Here is a 16,219-nt window from a genome sequence, read left to right on the forward strand (position 1 = left end):
AGTGTGCTCAGTGGATCAGCAGTGGATCCACCGTGTGCGCTCAGTTGTCGCGCTTCTCCTTGATCTTCGCGGCCTTGCCGCGCAGCTCACGGAGGTAGTACAGCTTGGCGCGACGCACGTCACCGCGGGTGACGAGCTCGATCTTCTCGACGATCGGGGTGTGCACCGGGAACGTGCGCTCGACGCCGACGGAGAACGAGACCTTGCGGACCGTGAAGGTCTCGCGGACACCGGCGCCCTGACGGCGGATCACCACGCCCTTGAACTGCTGCACACGGGAGCGGTTGCCCTCGATGACGCGGACGTGGACGTTGACGGTGTCACCCGGGCGGAAGGCCGGGACGTCGCTGCGCAGCGACGCGGCGTCGACGGAGTCGAGCAGGTGAGACATTTCGTCTGCTTTCTTCGCCGATGCCACAGGTCATCAGCGGAACTAGGTTTCCAGGAGGTCTGCCGTGCCCGTCGGGGCGGGCGTCGTGTCCCCCTGTGGCAGGGGCGCACGCCGGACGACGCACAACAGCGGCCTATTCTTCCACGCCGCCGGTCCTGCGCCAAAATCGACCGTACGGCTCACCTGCCGGGTCGGGTTCCCAGCCCAGGATCGAGAGCATCTCGCGGTCCTTCTTGTCGAAGGCCTTGGGTTCGCACCGCTCGATCAGGTCGGGCCGGTGGGCCGTCGTACGGCGCAGGGCCTCGTCGCGACGCCAGCGGGCGATCCTGCCGTGGTGGCCGCTGAGCAGCACGTCCGGGATGCCCCGGCCGCGCCACTCCGTGGGCTTGGTGTAGACCGGCCCCTCCAGCAGGCTGGCCATGGCGCCGGGCGCGAACGAGTCGTCGCGGTGGGACTCGGCGTTGCCGAGGACACCGGGCAGCAGCCGGGCCACGGCCTCGGTGATGACCAGGACGGCCGCCTCGCCGCCGGCGAGGACGTAATCGCCGATGGAGACCTCGTAGACCGGGATGCGGGTGGCGTACTCGTCGACGACCCGTCGGTCGATGCCCTCGTAGCGGGCCGGGGTGAAGATCAGCCAGGGGCGCTCGGAGAGTTCGACGGCGAGTTCCTGGGTGAAGGGACGGCCGCTGGGGGTCGGGACGATGAGCGCGGGCTGCCGTGAGCCGGTCTCGTAGCCGTCGGCGAGGACCGAGTCCAGGGCGTCGCCCCAGGGCTCGGTCTTCATCACCATGCCGGGCCCGCCGCCGTACGGCGTGTCGTCGACCGTGTTGTGGCGGTCGTAGGTCCACTCCCGCAGGTCGTGCACGCGCACGTCCAGCCGGCCACGCGCGCGTGCCTTGCCGACGAGGGAGACGTTCAGCGGGTCGAGGTACTCGGGGAAGATCGTGACGACGTCGAGACGCATTACGCCTCGTCCCGGGAGGAGTCGATCACCGCGCGGTCGTCGATCAGGCCGGGCGGCGGGTCGATGACCGCCTTCTGCTCGCCCAGGTCGATCTCGGTGACGATCTCCTCGACGAACGGGATCATCACCTCGCTCCCGTCGGGCCTCTCGACGATGAAGAGGTCCTGGGAAGGAAGGTGCGAGATCTCGGTGATCCGGCCCACCTCGACACCGTCCTCGGTCACGACGTCGAGGTCGATGAGCTGGTGGTCGTAGTACTCGTCCTCTTCCTCCGGCAGCTCCTCGGGATCGACGTCGGCGATCAGGAGGGTGTTGCGCAGGGCCTCGGCGGCGTTGCGGTCGGCAACTCCCTCGAAGCGCAGAAGCAGCCGGCCGCTGTGCACCCGGCCGGTCTCGATGGTGAGCGGTCCGGCGGAGGCCGGGTCGGTGGCCAGGACGGCACCCGGGGCGAGCCTGAGTTCCGGCTCGTCGGTGCGGACCTCGACGGTTACCTCGCCCTTGATGCCGTGGGCGCGGCCGATCCGGGCGACTACGAGCTGCACTTCTGGAGATCTCCTGTCGTAACGAACACGGGCCTCGCATACGAACACGGGCCGGGGACGGCCCAGTGGCCCTCCCCGGCCCGAGCCGGTTGCGATAAGCGTCAGCGGACGTGGTCCACGTCGACGAGGTCGACACGGACACCGCGACCGCCGATGGCGCCCACGACGGTGCGCAGAGCGCGTGCGGTGCGGCCGTTGCGGCCGATCACCTTGCCGAGGTCGTCCGGGTGGACCCGGACCTCGAGCACTCGCCCGCGGCGCAGGTTGCGCGAGGCGACCTGCACATCGTCAGGGTTGTCGACGATGCCCTTCACGAGGTGCTCGAGAGCCTCCTCGAGCATGCTCAGGCCTCGGTCGACTCGGACTCAGCCGCGGCCTCGTCCTTCTTCTCGGACTTCTTCTTCTGGGTGATCGCCTCACCCTTGCCCTGGTCGTCGCCACCGAGGGCCTCGAACGACGGGCGCGCCTTCTTCGGCTCGGCGACGAGCAGCGGAGCCGGGGCGGGCTCGCCCTTGAACTTCTGCCAGTCGCCGGTCTTCTTCAGGATGGCGAGGACGGGCTCGGTCGGCTGCGCGCCGACACCCAGCCAGTACGCCACGCGGTCGGCGTCCACCTCGATGACCGACGGGTGGTAGGTCGGGTGGTACTTGCCGATCTCCTCGATCGCACGACCGTCACGACGGGTACGGGAGTCGGCGACGACGATGCGGTAGTGAGGCGAACGGATCTTGCCCAGACGCTTCAGCTTGATCTTGACTGCCACGGGAGTGGGTTCTCCTGGAATTGACGTGGTTGGGCACGGCGAGAAAGCCGCGTGGGGTTGCGGTACCCGAGTGCCCGATGGACGCGTCAGCCGGAGGAGAGAGGGGTCCTGTGCGACTGTCGAGTACAGCTAGCCATTGTGCCATACCCGGTGGGTCGCCCTGGGCCGAGGGGCCGTGGCCTGCGTCCGGGCATGCCTGAATAGCACCCGGCGCCGCGGTGGGCGTGCGTCGGGTGCACGGCCCGGTGCCGGCGGGGTGCCGCCGCGTCCACTCGTGCCGCCCGCGGCACGACTGCCCGCAACGGGGTGCACCCCGCCGATGACGCCCGGCCCGAACCGACAGCCACGAGATGCCGGTGCTGGGCGGTACGCCGTTACGCCGCGCCCGCGATCTCGGGGATGCGGAACGGCTTCCCGCAGCCGCCGCACACGATCGGGGCCTGGGCCAGGACCGACGGGACCACCCGGACGTTGCGACCGCAGTCGCAGACCGCCTTCACCCGGACGCCGCCGCCGGAGGAGCCGTGGCGGGCGGCGGGGCCGCGGAAGGTGCGGGTGGTGTTGTCGGCGGAGGTGGCCACCGTGTGGGCCTTGAGGGCCCGCTGCAGGCGCTCGATCGTCGGGCGGTAGCGGCGCTTGGCCTCGGGGTTGAGCGTGACCAGCGAGAAGCCGCTGCTCGGGTGCGGTTCCTCGGGGTGGTCCAGGCCCAGTTCCTCGGCGATCGCGAGGAATCTGCGGTTGTGGTAGCGGCCGGCGCGGGAGGTGTCGCGAACGCCGCGGGCTGCGGCGATGCCGTGGACTGCCTCATGGAGCAGTCGCTCGAAGGAGAGCTCGTGACCGCAGGCGGACGACGACTCCCCGATCAGGGACTCTGGCGCGGCAAGGTCCGGCAGCTCGGGGTGGTACCGCTGAATGTCGGCCCACGCCTGTGCCAGCTCTGCGGCGAGAACAGGTGGTGTCTGTGTCGTGCTCACGTAATGACAACGAGCGGGGGTGCCGCTGTGTTCCTATTCCGGGGCATCCCAAATAATTTGCACGTACCCGTCAGTTGCCGCTGATGCGTCCTGACGAGGGCGGGTGCGCTGATCTGCGGAGAAGCCTCACAGCTCGTACCAAGCTGGTGCGTAGTTCGCGGTACGCCCCGGCGCGTACGAGTTGTCCGCGCGCCGGGGAACAGGAGTGCGGCGGGGCGCAAGGGGCGTTTCGGTCGCTCTGCCCGGCGGAGGGCGCTGTCTCAGTAAGCGCGCGCGACGACGGCGACGTTACCGGGCGCGTCCCCGTCGTCCGGCACCGACCCGTCCTCGGCGACCAGACACCGCACGGTCACCGCGTGCTCGGCGAGCCGGGCCTCTCCCTCCTCGCCGAGGACGGCCCAGGGGATGCGGGCCCAGCGGCCGGCCGTGGCCGCCTCGACGGCCTCCTCGATCGTCGACACGTCCGTCGTACGGGACTCCCGCCGCTCGCGGGACTGCCTCAGCAGCAGCGCCTGGTCCTCTTCGAGGACGGCGGGCAGCAGCTCCACGAGACCGTCGAGCGCCGTCGGCTCCTTGCCACCAGGAATCCGGCGGGCCAGCATCGCCGTGCCGTTCTCCAGGTCGCGGGGGCCGATCTCGATGCGCACGGGCACGCCCTTGAGCTCCCAGTCGACCGCGCGCCGCCCGAAGGGGACGTCGGTGCGGTCGTCGACCTGGACGCGGATCCCGGCCGCCCTCAGCCGGTCGCCGAGCTCGCGGACCTTGGCCAGAACCGCCTCGTCGCCCTTGATCGCGAGGACGACGGCCTGGACCTCCGCCAGCCGTGGCGGCACCCGCAGACCGTCGTCGTCGCCGTGGGTCATCACCAGCGCGCCGATCATGCGGGTCGTCGAGCCCCAGGAGGTCTGCCAGACGTGCTCCTGCGTGCCGTCCTTCGTCAGGTACCGAGTGTGGAAGGCCTTGGCGAAGTTCTGGCCCAGCTCATGGCTGGTGACCATCTGCAGGGCCTTGCCGTCACCCATCATGCTCTCGAGGGTCAGGGTGTTGATGGCGCCCGCGAAGCGCTCCTTGACCGTCTTGCGGCCGGAGACGAAGTCCATGGCGAGGACGTTCGTCAGGAAGTCGCCGTAGACCTCGCGCTGGATGTGCGCGGCGAAGTCGCGGGCGTCCTCGTAGGTGGCGTGGGCGGTGTGGCCCTCCTGCCACAAGAACTCCGAGGTGCGCAGGAAGAGCCGGGGCCGCAGCTCCCAACGGACCACGTTGGCCCACTGGTTGATCAGCAGGGGCAGATCGCGGTAGCTCTGCACCCACTTGGAGAAGTACTCGTTGACGATGGTCTCGGAGGTGGGCCGGACCACCGCCGGCTCCTCCAGCTCCTTGCCGCCGCCGTGTGTGACCACGGCCAGCTCGGGCGCGAAACCCTCGACGTGGTCGGCCTCGCGGGTGAGGTAGGACTGCGGGATCAGCAGCGGGAAGTACGCGTTGCGGGTGCCCGTCTCCTTGATGCGGGCGTCCATCTCGGCCTGCATCCGCTCCCAGAGCCCGTACCCGTACGGTCGAATGACCATGGTGCCGCGCACCGGACCGTTGTCGGCCAGCTCTGCCTTGTTGATCAGATCCTGGTACCAGCGGGGGAAGTCGTCCGCCCGCGGGGTGAGAACGGGTGCCTTGGCCATGGCGCGATGGTACGGGCCCAAGTTGCGGGAATGTGAATTCTCGCCACGCGCACCGCAGGTCCACAAGCCGGGGACCCTAGACCTCTGGACGCGGCAGCGGAGGGGGAGTTACCTGGCATACGGGGGAAGTGCGCACGCACTGTCACGGGGGCCACCTGATCGGTACAACGGCAACTCTCGGCGGATTGGGGCGCTTATTCATGACACCTGTGCTCGTGCGGCAGCACCTTCCTCACGCGGGGCCGGTGTCCCGCGCGGACCTGGGTGCACGCGCGCGTGACTGGTCCGAGATCCAGGAGCGCATGCTGGTTCCGCTCTACGAGGCCGTCTACGAGCGTCTGGAGGTCGGGGCGGGCACCCGGCTCCTGGCACTCGGCTGCGGCTCCGGGCTCGCCCTGCTGATGGCGGCCTCCAGAGGCGCGGCGCTCACCGGTGTCGAGCCCTCCTCCCCGCAGCGGCTGACCCTCGCGCGCGAGCGGCTGCTGTCCGGGGCGGAGGAGGCACACGCGCGCGGAGACATCCGGCTGACCGACAGGTCGCCCGGGGACCGGGCCGACGCCGGGACGCCCGCGTACAACCTGGTGACCGCCTTCGAACCGATCGGCTGCCTCGAGGGCGACGCGGAGGGCCTGGTCGGCCTGCTGGAGGCCGCGACCCCGCGCGCCGAGCGGGGGGCACCCGTGGTGCTGGTCGGCTGGGGTCCGCCGGAGCGCTGCGCCACCTGGGGCGTGCTGCGGGCCGTGGCCGGACCGGACTCGATGGCTCGCGCCGGCGGGCCGGACGGTCCGCCGGGCGGAATCGGCCGGTTACGTCAGACGCCGCGGGACGACCTGGAGGAGGCCGCCCGGCGGGCCGGGCTGAGGCCGGACGGGTCCGGGCGGGTGGCCTGCCCCTTCGGGTACGCGGGGGTGGACAGCGCCCTCAGGGGCCTGCTGTCCACCGGCCTGTTCGACCCGGCGGTCGCGGCCACGGACCAGGAGCAGGTCGACAAGGAGCTGACGGAGGCGCTGCACCCCTACCGGCGGCGGGACGGCACCGTGTGGATGCCGAACGTGTTCCGGTACCTGATCGCCCGGACGCCCTGACGCCCGCTCCGCGGAGTCATCCCTCCTCCTTGCGCAGGCGGGTGATGCCCGCCACGCGGTACGCGTCCACCTCGTCCAGCGTCTCGTGCTCCATCAGCGCCTCGGCCAGGGCGTCCAACTGACCGCGGTGCTCCCGGAGCTTGTGGCACGCCTCCTCGTAGCACTCGTCGACGATACGGCGCATCTCGTGGTCGATGACGTCGAGCGTCCCCGGGGCGGCGGCGAGGCCGTACGCCTGCTGTGCGTCACCGGGGAGAGCGGAGAGGCGGCCCACGCGCGGGCTCATGCCCCACCTGGCGACCATCCCGCGCGCGATGTTGGTGACCTGTTCGAGGTCGTTCTCCGCGCCGGTCGTGACGACCCCGTAGATCACCTGCTCGGCCGCCATCCCGCCGAGGGCGCCGATGATGCGGCCGCGCAGGTACTCCTCCGAGTGCGCGTACCGCTCCACCTCGGGGGTCGACATGGTGACTCCGAGGGCACGGCCGCGCGGCACGATGGTGACCTTGCGGACGGGATCGGCGCCCGGCTGCAGCATGCCGAGGAGGGCGTGGCCGCTCTCGTGGTAGGCGGTGCGGCGGCGGTCCTCCTCGGGCATGATGAGGGTGCGCTCGGCCCCGAGCTGCACTTTCTCCAGGGCCTCCGACAGGTCGGACCGGGTCACCTGCTCCTGTTTGCGCTTGACGGCGAGCAGGGCGGCCTCGTTGGCGAGATTGGCCAGATCCGCACCCGTCATGCCGGGGGTCGTGCGGGCCACCTGGGTCAGGTCCACGTCGGAGGCGAGGGGGATCCCGCGGGTGTGGATGCGCAGGATCGCCTCGCGTCCGCCGCGGTCGGGCGGGGAGACGTTGACCACCCGGTCGAAGCGGCCGGGCCTGGTCAGCGCCGGGTCGAGGATGTCGGCGCGGTTCGTCGCCGCGATGACGACGACGCCCTCCGAGCCGGAGAAGCCGTCCATCTCGGTGAGGATCTGGTTCAGCGTCTGCTCGCGCTCGTCGTGACCGCTCACCGACGCGCCGCCGCTGCGGACGCGCCCGATGGTGTCGATCTCGTCGATGAAGATGATCGACGGGGCCACCTTGCGGGCCTCGGCGAACAGCTCACGGACCCGGGACGCGCCGACGCCGACGATCATCTCGATGAACTCGGACGCCGAGGCGGAGAAGAAGGGCACGCCCGCCTCGCCGGCCACCGCGCGCGCCAGCAGCGTCTTGCCGGTGCCGGGCGAGCCCGCCAGCAGCACCCCGCGGGGCATCTTGGCGCCCATCCTGCGGTAGGCGTCAGGATGTTCCAGGAAGTCGACGACGTCGTCCAGCTCGCCCTTGACCTCGTCGATGCCGGCCACGTCGGCGAAGGTCGTGCGCTGGGTGCCCGGCCGCAGCTCGACCGGTTTGGGCGGCGCCTTGCGGCCGAGCATGCCGCCCGCCCCGCCGAGGCCGCCGCGGAACCGCCGGGCGAAGAAGACCCACACGGCGACCAGGATCACGATCGGCGCCAGCGAGAGCAGCAGGTTGGACAGCAGGCTGCGCTGCTGCACGACCGGCCGCGCGGTCACCGTGACGTCGTGGCTGCTCAGGTTCCGCCACAGGTCGTCGTCCGCGAAGGCGGGCCGCTGGGTCTTGAACTTGGTGTAGTCGCCGCCGCCGTCGGGGTTGTCCCGGGCCTTCTTGAGCTGGCCCTGGATCGCGTCGCCCTTGGAGTAGATCTTGTCGACGTTGCCCTGGTCGACCTGCCTGCTGAACTCCGTGTACGAGATCGTCGGCTCGTTGCCCCCGAGGTAGTTCAGCCCGATGTAGACCAGCAGGAACACGACCACGGCGGTGACGGCGAGCCCCCACCACCGGCCGCGGATCCTCCTGCCGTCGGGAGGCCGTCGCCCCTCGTCGGGAGTGCCCTCGGTGCGCCATGGCTGGTCAGGTGCCCTGCGCGGCGGAGCGGCATTGCTCATACCTGGACGTTACGGCACACGGCGTGCCCCGGCATGCGCTGAGGGCGCCCTCCCGAGCGGGGGGCGCCCTCAGCGACGTGTCCCGAAAGGCGTCAGCCCATGAACTTCTTGAACTCGTCCGGCAGTTCGAAGTCCTGAGCGCCCTGCTGCGGCAGCCCGAAGGCGTTGCCGCCCTGGGCCTGGGCCTCACGGCGCTGGGCCGCCTCCAGCTCCTGCTGCTTGCGCTTCATCGGGTTGCCGGAGCGCTGCTTGCCCTTGGCCTGCTTCGGCTGCTTCTTCTGCCGGCCGGGGCCGCCGCCCATGCCCGGGATCCCCGGCATGCCGGGCATGCCGCCGCCCTGGGCCATGCGGGACATCATCTTGCGGGCCTCGAAGAACCGCTCGACCAGGCCCTTCACCGCGCTGACCTCGGCGCCCGAGCCCTTGGCGATACGGGCGCGGCGGGAGCCGTTGATGATCGCCGGGTCCTGGCGCTCGGCCGGAGTCATCGACTTGATGATCGCGGCCATGCGGTCGACGTCCCGCTCGTCGAGGTTGTTGATCTGGTCCTTGATCTGCCCCATGCCCGGCAGCATCCCGAGCAGCTTGCTGATGCTGCCCATCTTCCTGACCTGTTCCATCTGGGACAGGAAGTCGTCCAGGGTGAAGTCCTGGCCCTTCTTGGACGCCAGCTTCGAGGCCATCTTGGCGGCCTCTTCCTGGCTGAACGTCTTCTCCGCCTGCTCGATCAGGGTGAGCAGGTCACCCATGTCGAGGATGCGGGAGGCCATCCGGTCGGGGTGGAACGCGTCGAAGTCGTCGAGCTTCTCGCCGTTCGACGCGAACATGATCGGCTTGCCGGTGATCTGGCGGATCGACAGGGCCGCACCGCCGCGGGCGTCACCGTCGAGCTTGGAGAGGACCACACCGTCGAAGCCGACGCCGTCGCGGAAGGCCTCGGCGGTGTTGACGGCGTCCTGACCGATCATCGCGTCGACGACGAAGAGGATCTCGTCGGGCGAGACCGCGTCGCGGATGTCGGCGGCCTGCCGCATCAGCTCCTGGTCGATGCCGAGGCGGCCGGCGGTGTCCACGATCACGATGTCGTGGACCTTGGACTTCGCGAAATCGATGGAGTCCTTGGCGACCTGGACCGGGTCGCCGACGCCGTTGCCGGGCTGCGGGGCGTAGACCGCCACACCGGCGCGCTCGGCGACGACGCTGAGCTGGTTGACGGCGTTGGGGCGCTGCAGGTCGCAGGCGACGAGCAGCGGCGAGTGGCCCTGCTCCTTCAGCCAGCGGCCGAGCTTGCCCGCGAGGGTGGTCTTACCGGCACCCTGCAGACCGGCCAGCATGATCACGGTGGGCGGCTGCTTGGCGAAGCGCAGCCGGCGGGTCTCGCCGCCGAGGATCGTGACCAGCTCGTCGTTGACGATCTTCAGGACCTGCTGGGCGGGGTTCAGCGCCCGGGAGACCTCGGCTCCGAGGGCGCGTTCCTTGACGTTCTTGATGAACGTGCGGACGACCGGGAGGGCCACGTCCGCCTCGAGAAGCGCGATGCGGATCTCGCGCGCGGTGGCGTCGATGTCCGCCTCGGAGAGCCGTCCTTTGCCGCGCAGGTTCTTGAAAGTCGCTGAGAGGCGATCGGAGAGAGTATCGAACACGGCGCTCGCGGTCCTCGGGGTCGGTGATGGCTTCAGGGAATCGCCCTCCAGGGTATCCCGGCGTGACAAGACCGGGTCACGATCGTGCCCGGACCCGGTCCGTCCGCCCCGAACTCAGCCCCGGAGGGTCTCCTCCAGCTTGCGTGAGAGAGACGCCGCCTCGTCGCTCGGCAGGGGCGAACCCTGCGCGCCGGTGACGTAGAAGGCGTCCACGGCGTTGGCGCCGAGCGTGCTGACGTGCATGCTGCGCACCCGTACGCCCGCGTCCTCCAGGGCCGCCCCGATCCGGAACAGCAGTCCCGGCGCGTCCTGGGCGCGGACCTCGATGACCGTGGCGTGCCGGGAGGCCGCCGGGGCGACCGTGACGCGCGGCGGGGGCGCGACCACGCCACGGCGCCGGGGGTAGGCCGCGTCGCGCTCGGCGAGCCGTCCGGCGATGTCCAGGGAGCCGTCCAGGGCGCGGACGAGGTCGGCGCGCAGCCGGGCGGCCTGCGGCAGGGAGCCGTACTCGGCGGCGACCCGCCAGTTCAGCAGCAGCACGGAGCCCTCGACGCCGTCCGGCAGGTCCAGGGCGCGCAGCTCGGCGGTGCGCACGGTCAGGCGGTGCATGGCGAGCACACCGGCGACGGCGGGCAGCACGCCCTCCTGGTCGGGTACGGCGATGAGCAGCTCCACGCCGAGCGGCTCGGGATCGCCGACGGGCTGCTCCCCCGCGGAATCGGCCGGCGCCTCGGTCTGCGCGCGCAGGGCCAGCACCGGGCTGCCCGTGGCGACCGCCTCGATGGCCAGCCGTTCCTGCTCGGCGGTCGGCGCGGCGGCGTCGGGCTCGTCGGGCTCGTCGCCGGCGAGCACCGCCGCGACCCTCTTGACCAGGTCGGCCACGAGCGAACCTCGCCAGGAGGACCAGGCGGCGGGCCCGGTGGCCAGCGCGTCCGCCTCGGTGAGCGCGTGCAGCAGCTCCAGGGTGCTCTGCGAGCCGACGGCGTCGGCGACCGAGCGCACGGTGGCCGGGTCCTCCAGGTCGCGCCGGGTCGCCGTCTCGATGAGCAGCAGGTGGTGCCGGACGAGGGAGGACAGGACGGCGATGTCCGCGCGGTCGAAGCCGATGCGGCCGGCCACGTCCTTGGCGATGATCTCGCCCGCGACGGAGTGGTCGCCCGGCCAGCCCTTGCCGATGTCGTGCAGCAGCGCGGCGACCAGGAGGAGGTCGGGGCGGCTGACGCGGCGGGTGAACTCGGAGGCGCGGACGGCGGTCTCGATGAGATGCCGGTCGACGGTCCAGATGTGCACGGCGTTGCGCTGCGGCCGGCACCGCACCCGCTCCCAGTCGGGCAGCAGGCGGGTGATCAGGCCCTCGGCCTCCAGGGCCTCCCAGACCTCGATGGTGGGCTGGCCGGAGCCGAGCAGGGTGACCAGCTGTTCGCGGGCCTCGGCGGGCCAGGGCGTGGGCAGGGGGCGCACGGTGGCGGCCAGGCGCCGTACGGCGTGCAGGGAGAGCGGGAGGCCGGCCTGCGCGGCGGCGGCCGCGGCACGCAGCGGAAGCACGGGGTCACGTTCGGGTCGTGCGGCACGGGCGAGCACCACTTCGCCGTCCTGCTCCACCACGCCTTCGGCCAGCGGCGACCGCTCGGCGACGGGCTTCCCGCCCCCGAGCATGGCGCGCAGCCTCGGCCGCACGGCGCGCGAGCGCAGGACGCGCCCCACTTCACGCCAGGTGACATCGCTCGCATACGAAATGACGCGCGCCGCCTCGTACACCTGCCGCAGCAGGGTGTCGGCGTCGAGCAGGCCCAGCTCGGCCGCGACCTGGTCCTGCTCCTGGAGGGCCAGCCGGTCGGTCGCGCGGCCGGTGGCCAGGTGCAGGGCGTCACGGACGTCGAGGAGCCGGCGGCGGGCGTCGTCGAGGCCCTCGCGGGGGGCGTCGGCCAGCCAGGAGGCGGCCACGGCGCGCAGGGCGGTGGCGTCCCGCAGGCCGCCGCGCGCTTCCTTGAGGTCCGGTTCCAGCAGGTACTGCAGCTCGCCCTGACGCTCGGCGCGCTCGGCGCACAGTTCCTGGAGTTCGGGGAGGCGCTTGGGCGCCTGGTTGCGCCAGTCGGCGAGGACCGATGTGCGCAGTCCGGCGGTCAGGCCGAGGTCTCCGGCGAGGTGGCGGGCGTCCAGCAGACCGAGCTGGACCTTCAGGTCCTCCCCCGCCGTCCTGCGGGCCTCCGCCGGGGTGCGGACCGAGTGGTCCAGGGCGAGGCCCAGGTCCCAGATGGGGTACCAGAGGCGGTCGGCGAGGGCGGCGACCGCCTTGCTGTCACCGCCGTCGTGCAGGAGCAGCAGGTCGAGGTCGCTGCGCGGGGACAGCTCCCCGCGGCCGTAGCCGCCGACGGCGACCAGGGAGACACCCTTGAGGTCCTCGGCGCCGGCCGTGAACAGTCCGGCCAGCCAGTCGTCCGTGAGTTCGGAGAGGGCCGCACGGCGCGGCGGCCCGGACCGCGCCTCCTCGGTGAGGAGGCGCAGCCGGGCCGCCGCATAGCCGCTGGGTCCCGAGTCCTCTGCTTCTTTTCGCACATCCGTGCTCGACACCCAGCAGCTCCTGTTCTGTTCTGCGATCAGAGCGCGTCCGGGCCGCGCTCGCCGGTGCGGACCCGTACGGCCGTCTCGACCGGGAGGGACCAGACCTTGCCGTCACCGATCTTGCCGGTGCGGGCCGCCTTGACGATGACGTCGATCACCTGCTCGGCGTCGTCGTCCTCGGCCAGCACCTCGATGCGGATCTTGGGGACCAGGTCGACGGTGTACTCGGCACCACGGTAGACCTCGGTGTGTCCCCGCTGACGACCGTAGCCGCTCGCCTCGGTGACCGTCAGACCGTGCACCCCGAAGGCCTGCAGGGCTTCCTTGATCTCGTCGAGCCGGTGGGGCTTCACGACGGCGGTGATGAGCTTCATGCGTCCACCTTCTTGCTGTCGGCACCGACTCCGGCCGGGACGGCGCTGCGGGCGGCACCGCCGCCGGCACCGCTGAAGTCGTACGCGGTCTCGGCGTGCTCGGCCTGGTCGATGCCCGAGATCTCCTCGTCCTCGGTGACCCGCATACCGATGGTCTTGTCGAGGAGGAAGGCGAGGACCGCGGAGACGACCAGGGAGTAGCCGAGGACGGCGAAGACACCGGCGCACTGCTTCCAGAACTGGTCCATGCCGCCGCCGTAGAAGAGGCCCTCGACGTCGGACTGGCCCTTGCCGCTGGCGAAGAGGCCGATCAGCAGGGAGCCGACGACACCGCCGACCATGTGGACACCGACGACGTCGAGCGAGTCGTCGTAGCCGAACTTGTACTTCAGGCCGACGGCCGCGGCGCAGGCGACACCGGCGATGACACCGACCGCGATCGCGCCCATCGGGGAGACCGCGCCACCCGACGGGGTGATGGCGACCAGACCGGCGACCGCGCCGGAGGCGGCGCCCAGCGTGGTGAACGCGCCGTGACGGATCTTCTCGTAGGCGAGCCAGGCGATCATGGCGGCGGCGGTGGCGATCTGCGTGTTGACGAACATCAGCGGGCCGACGCCGTCATCGTTGCCGAGCCAGGAGCCGGCGTTGAAGCCGAACCAGCCGAACCACAGCAGACCGGCGCCGAGCATGACCAGCGGCAGGCTGTGCGGGCGCATCGGGTCCTTCTTGAAGCCGACGCGCTTGCCGATGACCAGGATCACGCCGAGGGCCGCGGCACCGGCGTTGATGTGGACCGCCGTACCACCGGCGAAGTCGATCACACCGAGTTCGAAGGCCCAGCCTCCGGTGCCCCAGACCCAGTGCGCGACCGGGAAGTACACGACCGTCGCCCACAGGACGAGGAAGATCGACCAGGCGGTGAACTTCACGCGGTCCGCGATCGCGCCGCTGATCAGCGCGGGCGTGATAATGGCGAACATCATCTGGAAGACGGCGAAGACGAAGACGGGGATCGTGTATCCGGACCAGATGTCGGCCTTGTCGATGCCGGTCCATCCGACGAAGTCGGACTCCCAGCCGATGAGTGAGCCGTGGTCCGTACCGAACGCCATGGAGAAGCCGTAGAGCACCCACAGGATGGTGACGATACCCATGCTGATGAAACTCATCATCAGCATATTGAGGGTGCTCTTGACGCGGACCATGCCTCCGTAGAAGAAGGCGAGGCCCGGGGTCATGATGAGCACCAGGGCGGAACAGATGAGCATGAAGCCTGTGTTGGCGGCAGACAGTTTGTCTGCGGCAAGCGTGATGGCTGGTGCCATCGGCGTCTCCTCGTCGTAGGTACGGCCCCGTGCGGGCGAAGCCAGAGGCGGGGGTCATGAGGGGTGGGCCGGTTATGCGCCATGAGATTGACGCAGCGCGGTTTCGGTGGAAGCCCCTCATTGTTTCGCCGCCGTGACGAAGGCGCCTTGTGCGTTACGCCTGAGTGAACTGTCTGATTGTCGCGGAGTGGATCGTTATCGTGGCGCAACCTTCCCCGGGAGGGAAGGAAACCGGCCACGGACGGCCTTCCGATGACCTGGCATGGGGGAGCCGAGTCGGGCACTTCGGGAGGGCCGGCCGCGGCCGGGGTTCAGGGGTTGTGCTCGGTGGATCAGGGGTGCGGCTCGGTTGTCAGACGGCTTCGGCCGTCTCCGGCAGCTCCTGCGCGAGCCGCTCGGTGAGGTCCACGACCTCGGACAGATCGCCGAAGTCGCGGACGGCGGTGTCGACGGTCTTTCGAATACGAGTGTTGACGCGCTCGGAGCGGACCTTCTTCGCCTCCTTCATGGCCTGTGCGGCCAGGGTGGCGCTCTGTTCGGGCTCGCGGCGCAGCAGATGGACGGTGGCCATCCCGATCAGGTTCAGCACATACGACCGCTGGTGGTCGGTGTCGCCCGCGAACAGCTCTACGGCCTTCTGCATCAGGGGCTCGGCGAGGGAGGCGTAGGTGGGACTGCGGCCGGCGACGTAGGCGAGATCGCGGAAGGAGTGGCTGTTCTCGCCGTAGAGCTCGGCCTCGGAGAAGAACGTGATCCAGTCGGGGTCGGGCTCGTCCCACTCGTCCGCCTCGGCGAAGGTGTCCTCGGCCATCCGCACCGCCCGCTTGCACCGCCCGGGCTGCCCCATGTTGGCGTAGGCGCGGGCCTCCATCGCATACAGCATCGACTGGGTGCGGGGGCTCGCGCAGTCCCGGCTGCCGTACTGCGCGAGGTGGATCAGTTCCAGGGCGTCCTCGGGCCGCCCGAGATGGATCATCTGGCGGCTCATGCTGGAGAGGATGTACGAGCCGAGCGGCCGGTCACCGGCCTCCTTGGCGGCGTGCAGGGCGAGGACGAAGTACTTCTGGGCGGTCGGCTGGAGTCCCACGTCGTACGACATCCAGCCCGCGAGCTCCGCCAGCTCGGCGGCGACCTTGAACAGCTTCTTCGAGGTGGACTCGGGGTGGGGCTCCTGGAGGAGGTCCGTCACCTCGTGCAGCTGGCCGACGACCGCCTTGCGGCGCAGTCCGCCGCCGCACTGGGCGTCCCACTGCCGGAACATCACCGTGGTGGACTCCAGCAGGTCCAGCTCGGGCCGGGAGAGCCGGCCGCGGGCCCGGCTGGTGGGGACGGACTCCGGCTGCGGGAGCGGGGCGGGCGGCGAGGGGACGAGCCAGCGCTGCATGGGTTCGATGAGGGACGGACCCGCGGACAGGGCCAGCGAGGTCCCGAGGAAGCCGCGCCGTGCCAGCATCAGGTCGCTGCGCGAGAACTCGCTGAGCTGCGCCACCGTCTGCGGGCCCGTCCAGGGCAGGTCGACGCCGGTCGCGGAGGGTGCCTGGCGCGCGGCGCGCAGACCGAGGTCCTCGACGGAGACGACACAGCCGAACCGCTCGGAGAACAGCTCGGACAGGATCCTGGGGATGGGCTCGCGGGGGTTCTCGCCGTCCAGCCAGCGACGCACCCGCGAGGTGTCCGTGGAGATGTGGTTGGCGCCCAACTGACGTGCGCGGCGGTTCACTTGGCGGGCCAGCTCACCCTTCGACCAGCCGCTGCGCACGAACCACGAAGTGAGCAGCTCGTTCGGGCGCTTGTCCGCGCTGGCAGGGTTGCTCCCGCTTCCGTCGTTGCCGCCCACTGGAACGCCCCCATCCCTGAGACCACTTGTCACTGAGTGCGCCAAGCCTTATCAGAATGCCGGTAAATACGGCCCCTCGTCCGGTAGTTGTCACCCTTCGAACGGAAAGTCGACTTGCCTCCGGCATAC

The 16,219-nt window shown here is 70.6% G+C and carries 14 protein-coding genes; 1 reads left to right on the forward strand and 13 read right to left on the reverse strand.

What is annotated here, in order from left to right; all coding sequences use genetic code 11:
* Positions 1-40: 40 nt before the first annotated feature.
* The 7 genes from rplS to proS form a co-directional block, all read right to left on the reverse strand.
* On the reverse strand, positions 41-391 hold the full coding sequence (rplS, locus tag ACIBVL_RS32155; RefSeq protein ID WP_020128707.1) for a 50S ribosomal protein L19: 351 nt from the start codon (positions 389-391) through the stop codon (positions 41-43).
* Between the two features lie 133 nt (positions 392-524).
* Entirely contained in the window at positions 525-1,358 is an 834-nt protein-coding gene (gene trmD / locus ACIBVL_RS32160; protein WP_399102657.1) for a tRNA (guanosine(37)-N1)-methyltransferase TrmD, read from the reverse strand.
* Positions 1,358-1,900, reverse strand: coding sequence for a ribosome maturation factor RimM (gene rimM, locus ACIBVL_RS32165; protein WP_399102659.1), 543 nt, complete (start codon positions 1,898-1,900; stop codon positions 1,358-1,360). The genes trmD and rimM overlap by 1 nt, the downstream gene beginning before the upstream one ends.
* Positions 1,901-2,001: 101 nt before the next feature.
* A complete protein-coding gene (locus ACIBVL_RS32170) occupies positions 2,002-2,241 on the reverse strand; it encodes an RNA-binding protein (protein ID WP_003973401.1) in 240 nt (79 codons plus the stop codon).
* A 2-nt stretch (positions 2,242-2,243) separates the two neighbouring features.
* The gene (gene rpsP / locus ACIBVL_RS32175) at positions 2,244-2,663 is read right to left on the reverse strand and encodes a 30S ribosomal protein S16 (protein ID WP_399102661.1); all 420 of its coding nucleotides are present in this window, start codon (positions 2,661-2,663) and stop codon (positions 2,244-2,246) included.
* A gap of 374 nt (positions 2,664-3,037) precedes the next feature.
* Positions 3,038-3,637, reverse strand: a complete 600-nt coding sequence (locus ACIBVL_RS32180) for a hypothetical protein (protein WP_399102663.1) — start codon at positions 3,635-3,637, stop codon at positions 3,038-3,040.
* Between the two features lie 260 nt (positions 3,638-3,897).
* The gene (gene proS / locus ACIBVL_RS32185; protein ID WP_399102665.1) at positions 3,898-5,313 is read right to left on the reverse strand and encodes a proline--tRNA ligase; all 1,416 of its coding nucleotides are present in this window, start codon (positions 5,311-5,313) and stop codon (positions 3,898-3,900) included.
* A 200-nt stretch (positions 5,314-5,513) separates the two neighbouring features.
* Here proS and ACIBVL_RS32190 point away from each other — a divergent pair, with 200 nt between their 5' ends.
* Complete coding sequence (locus tag ACIBVL_RS32190) at positions 5,514-6,398, forward strand: class I SAM-dependent methyltransferase (protein ID WP_399102668.1); 885 nt, start codon at positions 5,514-5,516, stop codon at positions 6,396-6,398.
* 16 nt (positions 6,399-6,414) lie between these two features.
* On the opposite strand, the gene ftsH is transcribed toward ACIBVL_RS32190, so the two are convergent.
* The 6 genes from ftsH to ACIBVL_RS32220 form a co-directional block, all read right to left on the reverse strand.
* Positions 6,415-8,346: an ATP-dependent zinc metalloprotease FtsH gene (gene ftsH / locus ACIBVL_RS32195; RefSeq protein ID WP_399102671.1), complete on the reverse strand. Its 1,932-nt coding sequence runs from the start codon at positions 8,344-8,346 to the stop codon at positions 6,415-6,417.
* A 92-nt stretch (positions 8,347-8,438) separates the two neighbouring features.
* A complete protein-coding gene (gene ffh / locus ACIBVL_RS32200; RefSeq protein ID WP_399102673.1) occupies positions 8,439-9,989 on the reverse strand; it encodes a signal recognition particle protein in 1,551 nt (516 codons plus the stop codon).
* A gap of 114 nt (positions 9,990-10,103) precedes the next feature.
* The gene (locus ACIBVL_RS32205; protein ID WP_399102675.1) at positions 10,104-12,560 is read right to left on the reverse strand and encodes a [protein-PII] uridylyltransferase; all 2,457 of its coding nucleotides are present in this window, start codon (positions 12,558-12,560) and stop codon (positions 10,104-10,106) included.
* 26 nt (positions 12,561-12,586) lie between these two features.
* Positions 12,587-12,925: a P-II family nitrogen regulator gene (locus ACIBVL_RS32210; RefSeq protein WP_328422941.1), complete on the reverse strand. Its 339-nt coding sequence runs from the start codon at positions 12,923-12,925 to the stop codon at positions 12,587-12,589.
* Positions 12,922-14,253 carry an ammonium transporter gene (locus ACIBVL_RS32215; protein ID WP_399102677.1) on the reverse strand — a complete coding sequence of 444 codons (1,332 nt, stop codon included), beginning with the start codon at positions 14,251-14,253 and terminating at the stop codon, positions 12,922-12,924. The genes ACIBVL_RS32210 and ACIBVL_RS32215 overlap by 4 nt, the downstream gene beginning before the upstream one ends.
* A 352-nt stretch (positions 14,254-14,605) precedes the next feature.
* Positions 14,606-16,090: a hypothetical protein gene (locus ACIBVL_RS32220; protein WP_399102679.1), complete on the reverse strand. Its 1,485-nt coding sequence runs from the start codon at positions 16,088-16,090 to the stop codon at positions 14,606-14,608.
* Between the last annotated feature and the right edge of the window lie 129 nt (positions 16,091-16,219).

It is taken from the genome of Streptomyces sp. NPDC049687, assembly GCF_044465285.1.
Taxonomy (GTDB): domain Bacteria; phylum Actinomycetota; class Actinomycetes; order Streptomycetales; family Streptomycetaceae; genus Streptomyces.